The sequence below is a fragment of the Isoptericola sp. NPDC056573 genome, from assembly GCF_042793335.1.
Classification (GTDB): Bacteria; Actinomycetota; Actinomycetes; order Actinomycetales; family Cellulomonadaceae; genus Isoptericola.
In genome coordinates this window covers 51412-67212 of record NZ_JBHTUY010000008.1, presented here as the reverse complement: position 1 = coordinate 67212, position 15801 = coordinate 51412, and the positions used below count along the sequence as shown (strand labels likewise).

Sequence of the window (15801 nt, the reverse complement as noted above, 5' to 3'; positions counted from 1 at the left end):
ACTACCTCGGCAGGAGGTGAACTACCTCGGCGTCCGGCCAGTACGCTGTGCGGCGGCAATCTTCACCGGACGTTCACGGGCGAGCGACAGCGGTGAGCACGACGGCCCGCACGCGGGCCCGACGGACGGAGCACCATGAGCCTCGGCTGGACCAAGCACGGTGACGGCAGGCACGTCGCCCCCGGCGACGTCGTCGCACCCGACGAGCGGCTGAGCTGGCCGCGCACCATCGGCATCGGCATGCAGCACGTGGTGGCGATGTTCGGCTCCACGTTCATCGTGCCGCTGATCACCGGGTTCTCGCCCGCGACGACGCTGTTCTTCTCGGCCATCGGCACGGCGCTGTTCCTGCTGATCACACGGAACCGCCTGCCCAGCTACCTGGGGTCGAGCTTCGCGTTCATCGCCCCCATCACCGCGGCGACGGCCTCGCACGGCGAGTCCGTGGCCGTGGGCGGCATCCTCGTCACGGGCGTCGTGCTCGCGGCGATCGGCGCGCTGGTGCACTTCGCCGGCGCCCGCTGGATCGACGTCGTGATGCCGCCGGTCGTCACCGGCACGATCGTCGCGCTCATCGGCCTGAACCTGGCGCCGGCGGCCTGGGGCACCTGCACGGAGTCCGTCGTGGACGGCGAGATCGTGCAGGCGTGCGACAGCGGCTTCCGCGCCGCGCCGCTCACGGCGACGATCACGCTGGCGGCGATCATCCTCGTGACGGTGCTGTTCAAGGGCATCATCGGCCGCCTGTCGATCCTGGTCGGCGTCGTGATCGGCTACGTGGCGGCGCTGCTCCAGGGCCAGGTGAGCTTCGCCGCGGTCACGAAGGCCGGCTGGTTCGGCTTCCCGCACTTCGTCACGCCGTCGTTCGACCCGGCGGTGCTGGGCCTCTTCGTGCCCGTGGTGCTGGTGCTCATCGCGGAGAACGTGGGGCACGTGAAGTCGGTCGCGGCGATGACCGGCAAGAACCTCGACGACGTCGCGGGCCGGGCGCTTTTCGCCGACGGTCTCGCGACCACGTTCGCGGGCGTCGGCGGCGGCTCCGGCACCACGACCTACGCCGAGAACATCGGCGTCATGGCCGCGACCCGCGTGTACTCGACGGCGGCGTACTGGGTGGCGGCGGCGACGGCGCTGCTGCTGTCGATGTCGCCCAAGTTCGGCGCGCTCGTCGCCACGATCCCCGCGGGCGTGCTCGGCGGGGCGACGACGATGCTCTACGGCATGATCGGCATCCTCGGCGCCCGCATCTGGGTGCAGGGCAAGGTGGACTTCGGCAACCCGGTGAACCTCACCACCGCCGCCGTCCCGCTGATCATCGGCATCGCGAACTTCACGTTCGCCGCCGGCGACCTCACCTTCGAGGGCATCGCGATCGGCACCGCGTCCGCGCTCGTGATCTACCACGGCATGCGCGCGATCGCCCGGTGGCGCGGCACCGGCCAGGAGCCGGCCTCGCCGGCGTCGGCCCCCGCCGCGGCCGACGTGACGGACTGACGTCCGCCCGGGTGGCCCGGCCCTACTTCTTGGGCAGGGTCACCTGGGGGATCGGCGTGATCTCGTCGGCGGGCTCGCACCCCTCGGCGTCCTTCATCGGGGTCTCGGCGTCGAGCAGCACGCTGTCCTCGCTGAGCGGCGGGCTGTACTCCTCGCCGACCAGGAGGTCGACGGTGTTGCCCTTGCGGTCGTCGAGCACGAGGCGGACGTCGGGGTACTGGGCCGCGAGGGTGTAGGCGCGGGTGATGCCCTTGGTGCCGAAGCGCACCTCCGACTGCCCCAGCTGCTCCACCCAGTTGCCGGTGTCGACGATGTTGAAGCCGCGCTCGCTGAGAACGTCCTCGTTCGCGCCGGCGAGGGGCTCGCTGCCGTCGGCGGCGTTGTAGACGCGCACCTTGACCTTGGAGTACGCCACGGGCAGGGCGCCGTCGGGCTGGCCCTTGACCTGCGGCAGGCACGGCTCGGGCTGGGGGGCCTCGGCGACGGGCGTGTGGATGGGCCGCGAGAACGGCGAGCTGAACGCGCCCGAGTACATCGCGGCGGCCGCCAGGCCCGCGAGCAGCAGGAACGCGATGATGAGCCCGAAGACCACGGCCTGCCGCTCGTGCTCGCGCTTGCGGCGCGTCTCGCGGACCGGGTCGGGGGCAGGTGATGTCACGCGAAGAAACTACCCGAGTTCGCGGGAACGTTCGCGGGAGCGCCGCCGGTCGTGGCGGGAGTCACCGGAGCACGAGGACCCGGGCGTGCAGCACGGGCCGCTGCTGGAGCGCGGCCCGCACGGCGCGGTGCAGACCGTCCTCGAGGTACAGCACGCCCTGGTACTCGACGACGTGGGCGAAGAGATCGCCGAAGAACGTGGAGTCCTCCGCGAGCAGGTGGTCGAGGTCCAGCGTGCGCTTGGTGGTGACGAGCTCGTCGAGCCGTACCTGGCGCGGCGGCACGTCCACCCAGTCCTTGGCGGTGACGTGCCCGTGGTCGGGGTAGGGACGGCCGTCCCCCACGGCCTTGAAGATCATGGCTGCCATCGTAGGGGTGGGCCTGTGACCGGCCGTCTCGTTGCCTCGCGATACGGACACGATCCCGTCACGATCCCGTCACGGGCGCCCGGCGGGGCTGCGACGCGTGCCCACCCTGGCCTCGGTCGGAACCCTGTGGCACGCTGGGACCGACAGCAGCGTGGGAGCGCTCTCATCGCGCGGGCGCCGATCAAAGGAGATCGCCGTGGTCCTCGGTTCCTCTCGTCGTCCCTCCAGCCCGACGGTCCGGGCGGTCGCCGTCCTCGCCGCGGCCGCGGGTCTCGCCCTGGGCGGGCTCTCGGCGTCCGCGGCGCCGCCACCGCGGCCGGACCCGCAGCTGTGGGTGGACCCGGACAGCTCGACGATCGGCCACGTCGAGGAGCTGGGCCTGACCGGGGACGCGCGCGACGACGCGCTCGCGCTCGCGGGCGTCCCCACGGCGACCTGGTTCACCGGGGGCACGCCGCGCGAGGTGAGGCAGGACGTCAAGGACGTCGTCGTGCACGCGCACGCCGACAAGGCGGTCCCCGTGCTGGTCGCCTACAACCTCCCCTTCCGAGACTGCGCGCAGTACTCCGCGGGCGGCGCCACGTCCCTCGCGGAGTACACCGCGTGGATCGACGGGTTCGCACGTGGGATCGGGAACAAGCGGGCGGTCGTGGTCCTCGAGCCGGACGGGCTCGGCATCATCCCCTGGTACACGACCGTCGAGGGGAACCAGGAGTGGTGCCAGCCGGAGGAGGCGGACCCGGCGACGGCCGCGGCGGAACGGTTCACCATGCTGCGCCACGCCGTCGACACCCTCGGCGCCCTGCCGGGCACGAAGGTCTACCTCGACGCCGGCAACAGCAAGTGGCTCAACGTGGGCGACAACGCCGACCGGCTCCTGAAGGCGGGCGTCGAGCGCGCGGACGGGTTCTTCCTCAACGCCTCGAACTACCAGTACACCGAGAACTCGGTGGCGTACGGGCGGTGGATCTCGTCGTGCCTCGCGCTCGTCACCCAGGCGGGCGGGGCGTTCGGCGACTGCGGGAACCAGTACTGGAACGGCGGCCCCGCGAACGGCTGGTCGGGCGTGGAGATGTCGCCGTACGGACGGTGGTCGGCCGACGCGGCCGACCCGGCCCTGAGCACGGCCGGCGTCGACTCCCGGTACGCCCAGCAGCTCGGTGACGTGCGGGCCACGACGCCGTTCGTCGTCGACACGTCGCGCAACGGGCGGGGGCCGTGGGACCCGGCGACGTCCGAGAACGTGTACGCGGACGCCGAGGACTGGTGCAACCCGCCGGCGCGCGGTCTGGGCCTGCGGCCCACCCTGGACACCGGCGAGCCGCTGGTGGACGCCTACCTGTGGATCAAGGTGCCGGGGGAGTCCGACGGCCAGTGCTTCCGCGGCACCGGCGGGCCGCTCGACCCTGAGCGCGGCACGGTGGACCCGCCCGCCGGGCAGTGGTTCGTGGAGCAGGCGGACGAGCTGGTCGACCTCGCGGTGCCCGCCCTCACCTGAGCGGGCCGCCCGGGCCGCCCGGGGCGGCCGGGCCGCCCGGGGCGGCCGGGCCCCGGGCTACCGGCGCAGCTCCACCAGGTGCCGGGCCGAGTGCGCGACGAACGGGCCGTCGGCCACGATCCGTTCGTGCAGGTCGCGCAGCTCGGTCCGGTAGGCGTCGACGGTGAAGCCCGGCACCATCCACACCACCTTCCGCAGGAACCAGACGACGGCGCCGACGTCGTGGAACTCGATCCGCAGGCGCTCCGCCCGCAGGTCGACGAGCTCGAGCCCGGCCGCGCGGGCGGCGGCCACCTCGTCCTGCGGGTCGCGGCCGCGCCGGACGTCCTCGGGCTGGGGGCCGAGGAAGAGCTCGACGAGCTCGAAGACGCTCGCCGGCCCGACGTGCTGGGCGAGGTAGGCGCCGCCCGGGCGCAGCACGCGGGCGATCTCCGCCCAGCGGGGGACGACGGGGTGCCGGCTCGTGACCAGGTCGAACGACGCGTCGCCGAAGGGGAGCGGCGACTCGTCGTCGTGCGCGACCAGCGCGATGCCGCGCGGGTGCAGCCGCGCGGTCGCCGCCGCGACGTTCGGGGGCCACCCCTCGGTGGCGACGAGGAGACGGGGGAACGACGGCGCGGCGGCCAGCACCTCGCCCCCGCCGGTCTGCAGGTCGAGCGCGGCCTCGACGGTGCCGAGCCGCTCGTGCAGGAGGCGGGAGTACCGCCAGCTCGGGCGCTCCTCCGTGGCGCGGCCCTCCAGCCAGGAGAAGTCCCAGCCGGACATCGGTGCGGCGTCGGCCTCGGCGACGAGCTCGTCGAACGTGCGGTCCATGCCGCACATCCTGCCCAGAGCCGCCCTGCCCGGGCACGGGAATTCGGCGCGGACGGGGAGCCGGGTCAGGCCCGCGCGGCGGCCGGCCGCGGGGCGTCGTCGGCCTCGGACTGCCGGTCGTACCGGGTGCGGGCGACGGCGATCTCCCGCTGGTGCTCCTCCGTCCACGTGACGAGCGCCTTGATCGTGGAGTGCAGGCTCGCGCCGAGGGGCGTCAGGTCGTAGTCCACGCGGGGCGGGACGACGGGGTACACCGTGCGACGCACGAGGCCGTCGCGCTCGAGGTGCCGCAGCGTCTGGGTGAGCATCCGCTGGCTGATGCCGTCGATCTCGCGCTTGAGCTCGGTGAACCGCAGGCTGCGGCGCTCGAGCAGCGCGATCACCAGGAGCGACCACTTGTCGGCGACGCGGTCGAGGATCTGCCGCACCTCGCAGTCCTCTCGGGAGTCCCAGTTCATGACGTCGAACTCCCCGTCGGTTCCTTCGCAGGAACCGGGTGCGGGAAAAGTGCCTTCTTCCATACCCGTCGATGCTGCCCCAGGGTGAGGTCAGTTACAAGAGGGAACCGACAGGTCGAACAGGAACCGAACCCTCGGACAGAACGGAGCCGCCCATGTCACGACCCGCAACGGACGCCGCCGCGAGCCGCCCGGCGGCACCCGCCCGCCCACCGGGCCGACCGGCGGGCCGCGAGCTCGCGGTGCTGGTGGTCGTCAGCGGCGCGATCTTCCTCGAGGGGATCGACATCGGCATGCTCAACGTCGCGCTGCCGGCGATCCGCGCCGACCTCGGGCTGTCCACGGCCACCCTCAGCGGCATCGTCAGCGCGTACGTCCTCGGCTACGGCGGGTTCATGCTCCTCGGCGGGCGGACGGCCGACCTGCTCGGGCGCCGCCGGATGTTCCTCGTGTGGTTGGTCGTCTTCCTCGTGTTCTCCGGTCTCGGCGGGCTCGCGGACAGCGGCGGGGTGCTGCTGCTCTCCCGGTTCGTCACCGGCGTCGCCGCGGCGTTCCTCACCCCGGCCGGGCTGTCGTTGCTCACCACGACGTTCCCCGAGGGGCCCCGGCGCGACCGTGCGGTACTCGTGTACTCGGGGATCGCGGCGGGTGGGTTCTCGCTGGGGGTCGTGGCCGGCGGGCTGCTGACGTCGCTCGGGTGGCGGTGGGTGTTCTTCGCCCCGGTCGTGCTCGCGGCCGTGCTGCTCGCGACCGCCGTCCGTGTCCTGCCCCGCGACCCCGCGCGTGCCGCGACGCGGGCCGGCTTCGACCTGGCCGGCGCCGCGACGATCACGGCAGGCATGCTGCTGCTCGTCTACGGCGTCGTCCGGCTGGAGCACCCGGGCGACGGCGTGGCCACCACCGTCGGCGTCTTCGTCGGCGCCGCCGCGCTCCTGGCCGCCTTCGTCGCCGTCGAGCGCCGGTCGGCGTCGCCGCTGGTGCGGCTCGGGATCCTGCGCTCGTCGCCCCTGGTCCGGGCGAACCTGGGCGCGGCGCTGCTCACGGCGTCGTTCTTCGGCTTCCAGTTCGTCGTGACGCTCTACCTGCAGGAGCTGCGCGGCTGGAGCAGCCTGGAGGCCGGCCTCGCCTTCCTGGTCCTCGGTGCGGACGTCGTCCTGGCCCCGCTGCTCACCCCGGTGCTGGTGCGTCGGTTCGGCAACGTCCGGGTCGTGGTGGGCGGGTTCGTCATCGCCACGGTCGCCTACGTGATCTTCCTGGGCGTCGGTGCCGACTGGCCGTACGCGGCGATGCTCCCGAGCTTCCTGCTCGTCGCGCTGGCCATCGGGCTCACCTACGGGCCGCTGGTGAGCGCGGCCACGGACGGCGTGGCGGCCGAGGAGCAGGGGCTGGCCGGCGGGCTCGTGAACACGTCCTTCCAGCTGGGCGCCGCGCTCGGCATCTCGGGCGTGACGGCCGTCCAGGTGGCGGCGCTCGGTGCGGAGACGTCGTCGGCCGCGCTCCTGGGGTCGTACCAGGCCGCACTGGTGATACCGGCGGTCGCCGCGGCCGTCGGCGTCGTCGTCGCCGTGGTCGGGGTCCGGGCGGTGCGGGCCCGATGACGCGCGTCGTGACGGACTTCGCGGGGGTCCGCCCCCAGGTCGAGGCCTACGTGGGCGACATCATCTGGCGACCCGCCGACGAGAAGGGCGCGTGAACGACGACGGGGCCCGCACCGTGTGGTGCGGGCCCCGTCGGTCGGCGGAGGATGGGGGATTCGAACCCCCGAGGGCGTGAACCCAACACGCTTTCCAAGCGTGCGCCATAGGCCGCTAGGCGAATCCTCCTGGAGCGCGACCCGCATCCTGCGCGGGCAGCCCCAGAAGAATAGCCGACACCCCGCCGTGGCTCCGAATCCTGCGGGGGTGACGGCGGTCTCGCCCCCGAGTTTCGGGACGGGGCGGGGTCTCGGTTAGGCTGTCGGGCAGACCCCTCGTGCGGCACCATCTCGCCGAACTCCCCCAGGGCCGGAAGGCAGCAAGGGTAAGTGAGCTCTGGTGGGTGTGCGGGGGGTCCTCTACGTCCAGGCCGGTCGGCTGGTCCCGCCTTCGCAGCGTCGCGACAGTGCCGCGGGTCACAGAATCCATGATGTGGACGCAGAATCGTCCACTGCGTGAGATTCTCCCCGCGTCGGCTTGGTGAACCGGGCCGCGGGTGGTCACTCTGATGGCATGCCCCGCATCGCTCCCGCAGCCACCTCGACCGCGCGCACCCGCCGTCGCGGCGAGATGTGCCGCCCCGCGATGATCCCGGGCCGAATGTGTGAGCTCGGCTGACGCCGCACCGGCATCGCCCGACGACGTCGTCGTCGCCCTCCCCGGCCCGCCGGGGGACCACTCTTCCCGCCGCCTCGAGCTGATGGCCGTGGCTGCCGCACCCCACCCCTCACCGGCGCCGTACCCGGCGCCCGCCCGGAAGGACCCACCCGTGTCCCGTACCACCCGCACCCGCTTCCTCGCCGTCACCGCGATCGCGGCGGCCACCACCCTCACCCTGTCCGCCTGCGGCGGCGGCTCCGGCAACGCCGAGGGTGACGGCACGCTCCGCATCGGCGTCGTCGGCGCGTCCGACGACAAGTGGGCCGTCTTCACCGACAAGGCGAAGGAGGAGGGCCTCGACATCGAGCTGGTCGACCTGCAGGACTACACGCAGGCCAACCCCTCCCTCTCGCAGGGCGAGCTGGACGCGAACCAGTTCCAGCACCTGCAGTTCCTCGCCGGCTACAACGTCGACGCCGACGACGACCTGACGCCGATCGGCGCCACGGCCGTCTACCCGCTGGGCCTGTACTCGGAGAAGCACACCTCCGTCGACCAGATCCCCGCCGGCGGCGAGGTCGCCGTGCCGAACGACCCGACCAACCTGGCCCGCGCGCTCCTCGTGCTGCAGGACGCCGGCCTCATCGAGCTCAAGGACGGCGGCAGCGCCGTCTCCACCGAGGCCGACGTGCTGCCCAGCTCCAAGGTCACCGTGACGCCGGTCGCCGCCGAGCAGACGCCGATCCAGCTCAAGTCGGTGGACGCGTCCATCGTCAACAACGACTTCCTCGAGGACTCCGGGCTGTCCGCGGACGACGCCCTCTTCCAGGACGACCCCGACTCCGAGGCCGCCGCCCCCTACATCAACGTGTGGGTGGCGCGGGCCGAGGACTCCGGCGACCCCGACCTGGCGAAGCTGGTCGAGATCTCGCACTCCGACGAGGTCGTCGCGGCCGAGCAGAAGCAGTCCGGCGGCACCGCCGTCATCAAGGACAACTCGCCCGAGGAGCTGCAGGAGATCCTGGCCGGCCTCGAGGACGACATCCGCAACGCGTCCTGACCCGACGACGGCCGGGGAGCGCGGGCCAGCCCGCGCGCCCCGGCCGTCGTGCTGGGCACGATGGGCAGCACGACCGGTCGAGCGGACGACGGGCCGACCACGGGCGACGACGAGCGAGCGCAGACCAGTGAGGACGAACAGGTGAGCGACAACCAGGCCGGACCGGCCCCCGGGACGCCGGCGATCGAGCTGCGCGGGGTGTCGAAGACGTTCGGCGAGGGCGACCGAGCCGTGCACGCCGTCGACGACGTGTCCCTCACGGTGCGCGCGGGCGAGATCTTCGGCGTCATCGGCTACTCCGGCGCGGGTAAGTCCACGCTGGTGCGCCTCGTCAACGCGCTGGAGACCGTCACGTCGGGCTCGGTGCTCGTCGAGGGCACGGACCTCACCGGCCTGCCGGAGCGCAAGGTCCGCGGGATCCGCGCGCGGATCGGCATGATCTTCCAGCAGTTCAACCTGCTGAGCTCGCGCACCGTCGCGGGCAACGTCGCCTACCCGCTCAAGGTGGCGCGCTGGCCGAAGGAGAAGCGCGCGGCCCGGGTGGCCGAGCTGCTCGAGTTCGTGGGGCTCTCCGACAAGGCGCGCGCGTACCCGCGCCAGCTCTCCGGCGGGCAGAAGCAGCGCGTGGGCATCGCCCGCGCCCTGGCGACGTCGCCCACCATCCTGCTCGCCGACGAGGCGACGTCCGCCCTCGACCCCGAGACCACCCGCGACGTGCTGGCGCTGCTGCGCCGCGTCAACGCGGAGCTCGGCCTCACCATCGTCGTCATCACCCACGAGATGGACGTCGTGCGTTCCCTGTGCGACCGCGTCGCCGTCATGGAGCACGGCAAGGTGGTCGAGGTCGGCGACGTGTACGACGTCTTCTCCGCGCCCAGCGCCGACGCCGCCCAGCGGTTCGTCGGCACGTCCATGCACGACCGGCCCTCGCCCGACGCGCTCGCCCGCCTGCGCGAGCGCCACCCCGGGCGGCTCGTCACCGTCGGCGTGCGGGAGGGCGCGAGCTCCGGCACCGAGCTGTTCCGCCTGCTGCGCGAGCACGAGGTGGACGGCGCCGTCGTCTTCGGCGGCATCAGCGAGGTCGGCCAGCGGCCGTTCGGCTCGCTCACCGTCGAGCTCGTCGCGCCCGACGACCGCATCGCGGCGCTCCTCGCCGCGCTGCGCGAGCGGGCCGACGTCGTCGACCTGGGCACGGCCGAGCACCCGGTCGACGACCCGCGGGCGATCCGGGCCGACCGTGGTCCACAGGGCGGCACGCCTGCGCCGGACGAGGATGACGAGCTCGGCGACCCGTACCGCGAGGCGCGTGACGCGATCACCCGCCACGGCTTCTTCGGCAACCTGGGAGGTCGCTCATGAACCGCGACTGGTCCACCCTGTGGCCGCTGCTGTGGGAGGCGTTCGGCCAGACCCTGCAGATGGTCACGATCGCGCTGCTCACCGGCGGCATCGCCGGCCTGGCGCTGGGGCTCGCGCTCTACGTGACCCGGCCGGGCAACCTGCTGGCCAACAAGGCCGTGTTCGGCATCCTCAACGTGATCGTCAACATCGTCCGCCCGATCCCGTTCATCATCTTCGTGACGCTGCTCGGGCCCGTGACGCTGCAGGTCGTGGGCACGACGCTCGGCACCGAGGCGTTCATCTTCCCGCTGTCGGTCATGACGGCGTTCGGCACGTCGCGGATCGTGGAGCAGAACCTCGTCGGCATCGACCCCGGCGTCGTCGAGGCGGCCCGCGCGATGGGGGCGTCGTCGTGGCGCATCATCACCACGGTGCTGGTCCCCGAGGCCCTCGCCCCGCTGATCCTCGGCTACACGTTCCTGTTCATCGCGGTGCTCGACATGTCGGCGATCGCCGGCCTCATCGGCGGTGGCGGGCTCGGTGACTTCGCCCTGCGGTACGGCTACCAGCGCTACAACTGGATGGTCGTGCTGGTCACCGTCGCCGTGATCATCGTCATCGTGCAGGTCGTGCAGTGGGTGGGGAACCGCCTGGCGCGCAAGGTGCTGCACCGCTGACGCCCCTCGACGTAGTACCTGGTGACGCTTCATCGTCGTGAACCCTCACCAGGTACTACGTCGATCCCCGGGGCTGGCGCGACGGGGCGTGGCCCGGGAACAATCGGGTCGTGCCTGACGACGACGGCGGTGCGCGCTCTAGGTGGGACAGAGTCGGTGCGGTGGTTCTCGGCGTCGTGGCCGGGATCGTCGTGCTGGTCGTCGTCGTGCCCGTCGTGGTCCTGTGGGCGGCGACGCGCTCGGCCGACGGAGGGCGGGTCGCCGAGGACCACGTGGACCGGATCGTCGAGGGGCTCGCCGACGACGTCAACGACCTGCGCGACCCGACCGGCGCCACGACCGCCCCCGACCGGATCGCAGCGTGGATCCCCGACCACGTGCGACTGCCCGACGACGTGCGCGACGCCGAGTACGTCGTCGCGCCGTTCGGGTGGGGTGACGACCCCACGTCGGTCGACGTCCTGATCCGTGCGGACGTCCCTGCGGAGCCCACCACCATGTTCGGGAGGCAGCGCACGGCCGGGTCGGCGGAGTCGTGCTGGCGCCTGACCGTGCGCGTCGACCGGAGGCTCGCCGACCGCGAGCATCTCGAGTGCGGCGGGTCGAGTCTGTCCGTCGAGCCGGTCCCGGTCCCGTCGCTGGGCCCGTACGCGGAGGGCGCGGTGCTGTCGGCGCTGGGCGCGCTGGAGGACGGGGCGTCCGCGGCAGACGCCGAGGCAACGCTGCGGGAGCACTTCGAGGAGCCGCTCACCGTGCGCGCCGAGCGTCAGGGTCGCGACCTGGTCGCGGCGGTGGGGTCGCCCGACGCCGGTGACTGCATCGTCGGGGTGCGCCCGGACGGCGCACCGGTGTGGCGCTTCTCCGACTTCGACCGGATCCTGCTCCAGCCGGGCGAGCTCGGCTGCGTGCCGAGCCTCTACACCCACCCCGTGACGACCCACTGACGCGCGTCGTCCACCGCCTGAGCAGCGGCCTCGTCGGTGTCGGCTGCGGCGTCTAGGGTTGGCCGGGTGACGACAGCCCTGTACCGCCGCTACCGGCCCGAGACGTTCGCCGAGGTGATCGGCCAGGAGCACGTCACCGCACCGCTCATGCAGGCCCTGCGCAGCGGGCGCGTCAACCACGCCTACCTGTTCTCCGGCCCGCGCGGCTGCGGCAAGACGACGTCCGCCCGCATCCTCGCGCGGACGCTCAACTGCGCGCGCAACACCCCGGAGACCCCGCTCGACACCCCGTGCGGCGAGTGCCCGTCGTGCGTCGAGCTGGCGCGCGGCGGCCCCGGCTCGCTCGACGTCGTCGAGATCGACGCGGCCAGCCACAACGGCGTCGACGACGCCCGCGACCTGCGCGAGCGCGCCACGTTCGCGCCCGCCCGCGACCGGTACAAGATCTTCATCCTCGACGAGGCGCACATGGTGACGCCACAGGGCTTCAACGCCCTGCTCAAGATCGTCGAGGAGCCGCCGCCGCACGTGAAGTTCGTCTTCGCGACGACGGAGCCCGACAAGGTGATCGGCACCATCCGGTCGCGCACCCACCACTACCCGTTCCGGCTCGTGCCGCCGGACGTGCTGGGCCCCTATCTCGAGCAGCTCACCGCGGCCGAGGGGATCGAGCTGGGCGGTGGCGTCGTGCCGCTCGTGACCCGCGCGGGCGGCGGCTCCGTGCGGGACAGCCTCTCCGTGCTGGACCAGCTCATCGCGGGCGCGACCGGCGGGGTCGTCGCGTACGACACCGCCGTCGGCCTCCTCGGGTTCACGCACGCCACCCTGCTCGACGACGTCGTCGACGCGCTCGCCGCCGGTGACGGCGCGTCGATCTTCCGCGTCGTCGACCAGGTGATCGCCACCGGGCACGAGCCGCGGCGGTTCGTCGAGGACGTGCTGGAGCGGCTGCGCGACCTCATCGTCATCGCCGTCTCCGGCGACGCGGCCGAGGCCGTGCTGCGGGGGCTGCCCGCCGACCAGCTCGAGCGGATGCGCGCGCAGGCCGGGCGTCTCGGCGTGTCCGAGCTGTCGCGGGCGGCCGACCTCGTCAACGCCGCGCTCACCGAGATGACGGGCGCCACCTCGCCCCGGCTGCACCTCGAGCTGCTCTGCGCGCGCCTGCTGCTGCCCGGCGCCGACGACGGCGTGGAGGGTCTCGCCGCGCGCATCGACCGCCTCGAGCGGGGCAGGATCGCGGCCGGTCCGGCCGCGCCGGCAGGTCCGCCCGCTCACGGTGACGCCGCACCGACTCCCGCTCCGCCGGTGTCCGAGGGCGGGGGAGGAGGGCTGAGCGGGGCCGCCGCTGCCCGGGCCGCCCTGCAGGCGAGCCGGCGTCCGGTCGCCGAGCCCGAGAGCGCCGGCGAGCCCGAGCCTGCGGTGGTCGAGCCGGTCGAGGACACCTCGCCCGTCGAGCCTGAGCCTGCGGTGGTCGAGCCGGTCGAGGCCGCGCCGTCCGCGGAGCCCGAGCCTGCGGTGGTCGAGCCGGTCGAGCCGGTCGAGCCGGTCGATGCCGCGCCGTCCGCGGAGCCTGAGCCTGCGGTGGTCGAGCCGGTCGATGCCGCGCCGCCCGTCGAGCCCGAGCCTGCGGCGGTCGAGCCCGTCGAGGCCGCCCCGGCGGTTCAGCCGGAGCCGGAGCCGGAGCCGGAGTCCGCGCCGTCCGCACCCGCCAGCGCCGTGACCACCGAGGTGGTCCGACGCCGGTGGCGCGAGGTCTTGGGCGCCATCCAGAGCCCGCAGGCCGCCGCGTTCCTCGGCGAGAACGCCCAGGTGCTGACCCTCGAGCGTGACGTGCTGCACCTCGGGTTCGCGCCGGCCGTCGTCGGGCTGGCGCGTCGCGGGCGTCCGGAGACCATCTCGGACGCCGTCTACCAGGCGCTCGGTGTCGCAGTGCAGGTCGAGATCGTCGAGAACGAGGCCGGCGCGCGTCCTCGGGAGGCCGGCAGCTCTCCGGTGCCGTCCGACCCGGGCGGCGACGCCGCCGAGGAGCCTGACGACTCCGAGCGGTCCGACGACGCCGCATGGCCCGACGTCCCGCCGCCCGGCGAGGGGCGTTCCGGCGGTGGGGGAGGCGGTGCCACCGGCGGCGGGGAAGCCGGCGCCCGCCCCTCCGCCACCACCATCGCGGCGAGCGAGCCGCGCCCGGACACCGCCGTCGCGGTCGTCGAGCCGCCCGCTCGTCGTGCGCCGCAGGACGCCCCGCAGCGGTCTCCGCAGCCGCAGCAGCAGGCGAGGCAGGTCGCCTCGGTCGACGAGGCGGATGCCGCCTGGCTCGCCGGCGTCTCCTTGCACGAGCCCCCGCCCGACGACGAACCCGAGCCGCCGCTCGACGAGCCCGCCGCGGCCCGGGTCGGCCGGCCCGTCGCGTCGCCGCGGCCCCAGCCCGACGTGCCGGCGAGCGCGCCGGCCGCGAGCGCGCCCGCCCCGTCCGGCCCGGCAGTGTCCGCCCCGGCGGCCCCGCCTGCGCGCGAGACCCCGCGGCAGGCCGCCGAGCGCCGGGTGCGCGAGGCGCAGCAGTCGGAGGGCCGGTCGTCCTGGGCGCCCGCGTCCGGCGGGAACCCCGCGGACGACGAGCCCTCCGCCGACGACCCCGACATCACGTCCGCCGGGCTGGTCGGCGTGCAGCTCGTGGTGCAGGTGCTGGACGGCAAGGTCATCGAGGAGATCGCGGAGCAGCCCTGACATGACCGGTCACACCCCCACCGACAGCACGGAGCACGCCCGCCCGGGCGTCACCACCCTGCACATCGTCGCCGCCGTCATCGTGCGCGAGGACGGCCGCGCGCTGCTCGTGCGCAAGCACGGCACCACGGCGTTCATGCAGGTGGGCGGCAAGATCGAGCCGGGCGAGGAGCCTGTCGCCGCGCTCGTGCGCGAGTGCGCGGAGGAGATCGGGCTGGTCGTCGACCCGGCCGCCGCCCGCCTGCTCGGGCGCCGCGCCGCCGTCGCGGCCAACGAGCCGGACCACGTGGTCGACGCGCACGTCTTCGAGGTGGCCCTGCCCGCCGGGTTCGACGTCGAGACGCGCGCCGAGCTCGCCGAGCACGTCTGGGTCGACCCGGCCGAACCGGCCGCGCCGCACCCGCTCGCGCCGCTGTCCGCCGACCTCATGGCCGACGTCGCCGCCCGATGACCGGTCGACCGCGCCGCGGGGCCGTCCACCACGTCGAGCTGTGGGTGCCCGACCTGGCGCGCGCCGAGCGCTCCTGGGGATGGCTCCTCGGCGAGCTCGGCTACCGGACGCACCAGGCGTGGGAGCACGGGCGGTCGTGGCTGCTCGACGACGGCTACGTCGTCGTCGAGCAGAGCCCCGCCCTGTCGGCCTCCACCCACGACCGTCGGCGGCCGGGCCTGAACCACCTGGCCCTGCACGCGGGCTCGCGCGCGCAGGTCGACGCGCTCGTCGCTGCCGCGCCCGCGCACGGGTGGTCGCTGCTCTTCGCCGATCGGCACCCGTTCGCCGGCGGCCCCGACCACTACGCCGCCTACCTCGAGGACGCGGACGGCTTCGAGGCCGAGCTCGTCGCGGGCTGACCGCCCGTCCCGGTGCTACCTCGCGGTCGCTCGGACTACCTCGCGGTCGCTCGGACTACCTCGCGGCCGCCCGGACTACCTCGGCAGGGTGGCGCGCAGGTCGTCGAGCCAGCCGGCGAGGTTGGCCACGGAGTCGGGCATGAACGGCACGTCGTCGATCATCCGCAGCAGGCGGGCGGGCGGCACCCACGCGCCCCAGGCGACCTCTTCCGGCTGCCAGGTCACGGGCCCGTCGTAGGTGCACTCGTAGAGGAACTCGCGCATCCGGGTGCGGTCGTCGGCGTAGTCGGCGACGCCGAGCGGCACCAGCTCCACCCCGGTCACGCCGAGCTCCTCGGCCAGCTCGCGGCGCGCGGAGTCGGTCGGGTCCTCGCCGGCGCGCAGCACGCCGCCCGCGCAGAAGTCGTACCGGCCGGGATACAGGTCCTTCGTATCGGTGCGGCGGTGCACGTAGACGTCACCGGCCCGGTTGCGCACCACGACGGCGGTGGCCGCGTGCCGCAGGTTCTCCGCCCGCACCCGCGACCGCGGCGCCGTGCCGCACGGGCGCCCCGACTCGTCGTACAGCGCCACGACCTCGGATCCCGCGACCTCGCCCATGTGAGCATCCTGCCGCAGACGACC

The 15801-nt window shown here is 73.7% G+C and carries 15 protein-coding genes, 1 tRNA gene and 1 other RNA gene; 11 read left to right on the top strand and 6 right to left on the bottom strand.

Annotation, left to right across the window (positions count from 1 at the left end; genetic code table 11):
* The first annotated feature begins 135 nt into the window (after positions 1-135).
* On the top strand, positions 136-1494 hold the full coding sequence (locus ACFQ8E_RS14835; protein WP_430551331.1) for a uracil-xanthine permease family protein: 1359 nt from the start codon (positions 136-138) through the stop codon (positions 1492-1494).
* A gap of 22 nt (positions 1495-1516) precedes the next feature.
* On the opposite strand, the gene ACFQ8E_RS14830 is transcribed toward ACFQ8E_RS14835, so the two are convergent.
* Positions 1517-2152 (bottom strand): LytR C-terminal domain-containing protein, encoded by a 636-nt coding sequence (locus ACFQ8E_RS14830; RefSeq protein ID WP_430551330.1) that lies wholly within the window; start codon positions 2150-2152, stop codon positions 1517-1519.
* 61 nt (positions 2153-2213) lie between these two features.
* Complete coding sequence (locus ACFQ8E_RS14825; protein WP_380320948.1) at positions 2214-2510, bottom strand: type II toxin-antitoxin system VapB family antitoxin; 297 nt, start codon at positions 2508-2510, stop codon at positions 2214-2216.
* 205 nt (positions 2511-2715) lie between these two features.
* On the opposite strand from ACFQ8E_RS14825, the gene ACFQ8E_RS14820 reads away from it, so the two are divergent.
* Positions 2716-4017 carry a glycoside hydrolase family 6 protein gene (locus tag ACFQ8E_RS14820; RefSeq protein WP_430551329.1) on the top strand — a complete coding sequence of 434 codons (1302 nt, stop codon included), beginning with the start codon at positions 2716-2718 and terminating at the stop codon, positions 4015-4017.
* A gap of 57 nt (positions 4018-4074) precedes the next feature.
* On the opposite strand, the gene ACFQ8E_RS14815 is transcribed toward ACFQ8E_RS14820, so the two are convergent.
* Positions 4075-4830, bottom strand: coding sequence for a class I SAM-dependent methyltransferase (locus tag ACFQ8E_RS14815; protein ID WP_430551328.1), 756 nt, complete (start codon positions 4828-4830; stop codon positions 4075-4077).
* 65 nt (positions 4831-4895) lie between these two features.
* Complete coding sequence (locus tag ACFQ8E_RS14810; protein ID WP_430551327.1) at positions 4896-5288, bottom strand: winged helix-turn-helix transcriptional regulator; 393 nt, start codon at positions 5286-5288, stop codon at positions 4896-4898.
* A gap of 155 nt (positions 5289-5443) precedes the next feature.
* Between ACFQ8E_RS14810 and ACFQ8E_RS14805 the strand changes: the two genes are divergently transcribed.
* Entirely contained in the window at positions 5444-6886 is a 1443-nt protein-coding gene (locus ACFQ8E_RS14805) for an MFS transporter (protein ID WP_430551326.1), read from the top strand.
* Positions 6887-7026: 140 nt separating this feature from the next.
* On the opposite strand, the gene ACFQ8E_RS14800 is transcribed toward ACFQ8E_RS14805, so the two are convergent.
* A tRNA-Ser gene (locus ACFQ8E_RS14800) sits at positions 7027-7111 on the bottom strand.
* Positions 7112-7248: 137 nt separating this feature from the next.
* Here ACFQ8E_RS14800 and ffs point away from each other — a divergent pair.
* From ffs to ACFQ8E_RS14760, 8 genes are all read left to right on the top strand, one after another.
* Positions 7249-7345, top strand: an RNA gene (gene ffs / locus ACFQ8E_RS14795) — signal recognition particle sRNA small type.
* A 406-nt stretch (positions 7346-7751) separates the two neighbouring features.
* Positions 7752-8642 carry a MetQ/NlpA family ABC transporter substrate-binding protein gene (locus ACFQ8E_RS14790; RefSeq protein WP_430551325.1) on the top strand — a complete coding sequence of 297 codons (891 nt, stop codon included), beginning with the start codon at positions 7752-7754 and terminating at the stop codon, positions 8640-8642.
* A 60-nt stretch (positions 8643-8702) separates the two neighbouring features.
* On the top strand, positions 8703-10001 hold the full coding sequence (locus tag ACFQ8E_RS14785; protein WP_430551324.1) for a methionine ABC transporter ATP-binding protein: 1299 nt from the start codon (positions 8703-8705) through the stop codon (positions 9999-10001).
* A complete protein-coding gene (locus tag ACFQ8E_RS14780; protein WP_430551323.1) occupies positions 9998-10660 on the top strand; it encodes a methionine ABC transporter permease in 663 nt (220 codons plus the stop codon). The genes ACFQ8E_RS14785 and ACFQ8E_RS14780 overlap by 4 nt, the downstream gene beginning before the upstream one ends.
* Before the next feature lie 161 nt (positions 10661-10821).
* A complete protein-coding gene (locus ACFQ8E_RS14775) occupies positions 10822-11604 on the top strand; it encodes a hypothetical protein (RefSeq protein ID WP_430551322.1) in 783 nt (260 codons plus the stop codon).
* A 66-nt stretch (positions 11605-11670) separates the two neighbouring features.
* A complete protein-coding gene (locus ACFQ8E_RS14770; RefSeq protein WP_430551321.1) occupies positions 11671-14325 on the top strand; it encodes a DNA polymerase III subunit gamma and tau in 2655 nt (884 codons plus the stop codon).
* A 1-nt stretch (position 14326) separates the two neighbouring features.
* Entirely contained in the window at positions 14327-14776 is a 450-nt protein-coding gene (locus ACFQ8E_RS14765; RefSeq protein WP_430551320.1) for an NUDIX domain-containing protein, read from the top strand.
* Positions 14773-15177, top strand: coding sequence for a VOC family protein (locus ACFQ8E_RS14760; RefSeq protein WP_430551319.1), 405 nt, complete (start codon positions 14773-14775; stop codon positions 15175-15177). The genes ACFQ8E_RS14765 and ACFQ8E_RS14760 overlap by 4 nt, the downstream gene beginning before the upstream one ends.
* A gap of 75 nt (positions 15178-15252) precedes the next feature.
* Here the strand turns inward: ACFQ8E_RS14760 and ACFQ8E_RS14755 are convergent, their stop codons facing one another.
* Complete coding sequence (locus tag ACFQ8E_RS14755) at positions 15253-15777, bottom strand: NUDIX hydrolase (protein WP_430551318.1); 525 nt, start codon at positions 15775-15777, stop codon at positions 15253-15255.
* Between the last annotated feature and the right edge of the window lie 24 nt (positions 15778-15801).